The 3,577-nt window shown below is 70.9% G+C and carries 6 protein-coding genes; 3 read left to right on the forward strand and 3 right to left on the reverse strand.

What is annotated here, in order from left to right; all coding sequences use genetic code 11:
• A partial coding sequence (locus AB0M20_RS32425) for a glycosyl transferase family 1 (protein WP_364304144.1) occupies positions 1 to 883 on the reverse strand: 883 nt, incomplete at its 3' end.
• A gap of 21 nt (positions 884 to 904) precedes the next feature.
• Entirely contained in the window at positions 905 to 1,204 is a 300-nt protein-coding gene (locus AB0M20_RS32430; protein WP_364304145.1) for a DUF5994 family protein, read from the reverse strand.
• 219 nt (positions 1,205 to 1,423) lie between these two features.
• Between AB0M20_RS32430 and AB0M20_RS32435 the strand changes: the two genes are divergently transcribed.
• The gene (locus AB0M20_RS32435) at positions 1,424 to 1,864 is read left to right on the forward strand and encodes a DUF5994 family protein (RefSeq protein ID WP_364304146.1); all 441 of its coding nucleotides are present in this window, start codon (positions 1,424 to 1,426) and stop codon (positions 1,862 to 1,864) included.
• A gap of 16 nt (positions 1,865 to 1,880) precedes the next feature.
• Here the strand turns inward: AB0M20_RS32435 and AB0M20_RS32440 are convergent, their stop codons facing one another.
• Entirely contained in the window at positions 1,881 to 2,540 is a 660-nt protein-coding gene (locus AB0M20_RS32440) for a hypothetical protein (protein WP_364304147.1), read from the reverse strand.
• 131 nt (positions 2,541 to 2,671) lie between these two features.
• Between AB0M20_RS32440 and AB0M20_RS32445 the strand changes: the two genes are divergently transcribed.
• Positions 2,672 to 3,208, forward strand: coding sequence for an RNA polymerase sigma factor (locus AB0M20_RS32445; RefSeq protein WP_364304148.1), 537 nt, complete (start codon positions 2,672 to 2,674; stop codon positions 3,206 to 3,208).
• An 81-nt stretch (positions 3,209 to 3,289) separates the two neighbouring features.
• Complete coding sequence (locus AB0M20_RS32450) at positions 3,290 to 3,559, forward strand: GlsB/YeaQ/YmgE family stress response membrane protein (RefSeq protein WP_364304149.1); 270 nt, start codon at positions 3,290 to 3,292, stop codon at positions 3,557 to 3,559.
• Positions 3,560 to 3,577 lie beyond the last annotated feature (18 nt).

The following is a 3,577-nucleotide window of genomic DNA, read 5'->3' on the forward strand; positions in this document are numbered from 1 at the left end:
CGGCCACCGCCTCGGAGAGGACGCCGGAGGTGACCTGCTCGCGAGAGTCGTAGGGCAGGATCACCACGTCGGCCGAGCGGATCAGCCCGCCGAGCGCGGCAGCGTCGAGGAACTCCGGCCGATACGTCACCGCGTGCCCGACGCCCAGTGTCGCGCCCAGCCGGTGCAGGGCGGCGCGGTACGCCTCGCCGTCCCGCTCGACGACCTTGGGGTGGGTGCGTCCGGCAACCGTGTAGGTCGGCGCCGGGTCGAGGTCCTGAAGCATGGCGAACGCTCGCAGCGCCCATTCGATGCCCTTGCCGGGACCGAGCAGTCCCCAGGTGAGCAGGTGCGGCTGATCCGCCCGGGTCACCGGCACACCGGCGTGATCGTCGGCGCCGTGGGGGATCACGGAGACCTTGGCGGGGTCCGCCGCGTACCCGATGAGCAGCCGGTCCCGGGCCGTACCGGTCATGGTGACCACGGCGGAAGCCGTGGCGACAATGGCCTCGAGCAGCGATTTCTGCGAGGCGGTCGGGTTGCTGAGCACGGTGTGCAGCACGACGATGCTGGGTACGGCGAGCCGGCGCAGCAACGGCACGATCTCCGCGCCGTCTTGGCCCGGATAGATGCCGTAATCGTGCTGCACCACCGCGACGTCGAAGGCGTTGAGGGCGGCCGCCGCCTCCCGCCGGCCAGCGTGCGCACCGGACTGCCACGTGTGCACCACCCCGGGCGCGGGGCGCTGGTCGTCGTGGGCCACGGTGACGCGGACGATGCCGTTTCCGCCGGTGCCGTCGTCGAGGTGGGCGGCCAGGGCGGAGTTGAACGTCGCCAGCCCGCAGCGGGTCGGGGAACTCGTGCTCAGGAAACCGTATTTGATGGCCTTACCGGCCTTTCTCATGGAGTCTCATCGAGGTCGTCGTCACCGGGCCGTGGCGGGCGGTGGCAGATCGACGCGCATGGTGAAGATGCCGCCGTCGGTGCTGAGCACGGTCATCGTCGCGGGGGACTGGCCGGCGAGGTAGCCGACGCTCACCGTGTGGCCGGCCGCGACGACGCAGCTCGGCCGGGTCGCCCAGCCCGCGGGGCTCAGCAGGAGCCGCGCGACGCGGCCGTGGAGATGGTCGAGAGCGGGCACGAGGCTGCACAGCTCGGCCCGGAGGTCGGTCGAGCTCGGCGACCACCCGCCGTCGAGCAGGGTGCACTTGGTCGGTGACGCCATGGGGCATTCCCGTCGTCCGGGACCAAACGCAGGCGCGGGGCCCGGCCCGATGACGGGGGCGAGGACGAGGTCCACCAAGGTCGATACGTCGATGACGAAGTCACCGATCAACACCTACCGTACGCGCATCGGCCGCCAACGCGCGTACGGTGGAGTCACAACCGGCTTCTCGACGTCCTCCGACCGATGGCGCGGATGTCGTCGACGAGAGGCGCAGCCATGACACAGACCACCGCCCGCGCGCCGGCCGAGGCCGTCCGCCTCAAGATGGACGCGAGTCCGTCCCGCACCACCGTCCTCGACGGAGGCTGGTGGCCCCGGTCGACGGACGCCGCCGCCGAGCTTCCGGCGCTGGTGGAGGCCCTGGGTGCGAGCCGGGGTCAGATCACCCACGTGCTGCTGAACGGTGACGACTGGGGCCTGCCGCACGCCCGGCGGGTCGCGCGCGGCGACCGGCCGTTGCGGCTGGGCTGGTTCACCTCCCAGCCGCACGGGCTGGTCACGATGATCAGCGAGTTCGGGCTCGACCGCTTCGACCTGATGGTCGTGCCGCCGGACGCGAGCCAGGCATCGGCCGACGCGGCGCTGGCCGCCGCCTCGGATGGCGGCGACAAGCGCCGCACACCAGAGTTGCTCGCGGAGATCGATCACCAGGGCTGATCGGAAGTTCCGGTTTTCAGGTCAGGATCGCGGCCCGGCGTACGGCGATGGTGCTCAGCCGCCGTACCAGGGCGCGATGCCCGTCGCCATCCTCCCAGCCGGTGTCGGCGACGGTGACCAGCACACGCCCGGTGCGCGCGACGACGAGATAGGTGTCCTTGAAGGTGTCGGCGTAGTCGATGTAGACCCGGTGCCGCAAGAGCACTGACTCGTCGCCGGCCACCCCGGACCGCAGCACCGTCCATCGTCCGCCCTGCTCGTCGACCCCGTCGCAGGCGGCCAGCGCCCGGCGCAGGTCACGCAGGTAGCGGCGGGCGCCGCCGGCTCGGTAGATCGCCACGTCCTCCATCACGACGGTCGGCCGGTCGTTGAACCCGATCATCGCCCAGACGGCACGGGATGCGCCGCGTGACGACGCGCTGCGATACGGCCGGTCGGCGCACGGCTGCGGCGGTCGCATCGCGTCCCAGTAGTCGTCGGTGACTGTCTCCGGGGTCGCGCCCCCGAGGTCCCTCGCCCGGAGCATCGCGGCGATCGGGACGGACGCCTGCCGCGCTGATGCGGTGACCGGAAGGGATATCGAGGTGCCGGCCCCGGCCGGCGGTGCCGCGGTCACGACGAGCGCGCTGGTGAGCGCGGCGGCGACCGAGAGGTGTAGAAGTGTTGCTCGCTGCATGGTGAGCTCCGTTGTCTGTGGTGGACGATTACCGGATTGGTCCCGTCACCACGCGCTGCGGTTCACGATCTGTCAGGCACTTGACATAGCGATCGCATAACCGCTTGCTACCGGCGCGCATACTGACCGTGATGTATGAGCCGGATGTCGACACCCTGGCCCAGATCGCCTCGGGAGGTGATCTGGCGGCTCTCAACGTCCTCCTCGTGACGGTCCGGCCGGAGGTTCTGCGGCTGTGCTCCCGCGTGCTGTCCAATCGCGAGGACGCCGAGGAGGCGTGCCAGGACACGCTGCTCGCGATGGCCCGGGGTCTGCCGGGGTTCGAGGGCCGCTCCGCGTTCCGCACCTGGCTGTACCGCCTCGCCGCCAACCGTGCCCGCTCCACCTACCGCCGGTCCGGCTCCCGCCTGCCGGCCGAGTGCGTCGACGTGCTGCCCGACCGGGCCGATGCCCGCCGCACGAGCGTGGTGGCGATCACCCGTCTCGACGTGCTCGACGCGATGGGCCGCCTGCGGGCGGAGCTGGCGGAGGCGGTCGCGCTGCGCGACCTGGTGGGACTCGGGTACGGCGAGATCGCCGTGCTTCAGCAGGTGCCCGAGGGCACCGTGAAGTCGCGGATCCACCAGGCGAGACTCCAGCTGCGCGAGCTCCTGCGCCCGGATAACTGAACCCGGGAATCCACTTCGCCGTTTGATCGCACGGGTAACCGGGGAATTCGCGGCTGACACAACCGCTCTCAAGGAGCTGACATGGAAATCTCCGGAATTTTCACCGCTATCATCATCGGCCTGATCATCGGCGCCCTCGGCCGGCTGGTCGTGCCGGGCAAGCAGAACATCCCGATCTGGCTGACGCTCGTCATCGGTGTCGTGGCGGCCTTCATCGGCACCCTGATCGCCTCGGCGGTCGGCGTCGACGAAACCCCCGGGATCGACTGGATCGAGCTGATCCTGCAGGTGGGCCTCGCCGCCGCCGGCGTCGCGGTCGTTGCCGGGGTCCGTGGCGGCCGCCGGCGGTAGCGCGGCCGTTCAGACGAC

Origin of the sequence: Actinoplanes sp. NPDC051633 (assembly GCF_040681735.1) — a bacterium.
In the GTDB taxonomy this organism is placed as follows: domain Bacteria; phylum Actinomycetota; class Actinomycetes; order Mycobacteriales; family Micromonosporaceae; genus Actinoplanes.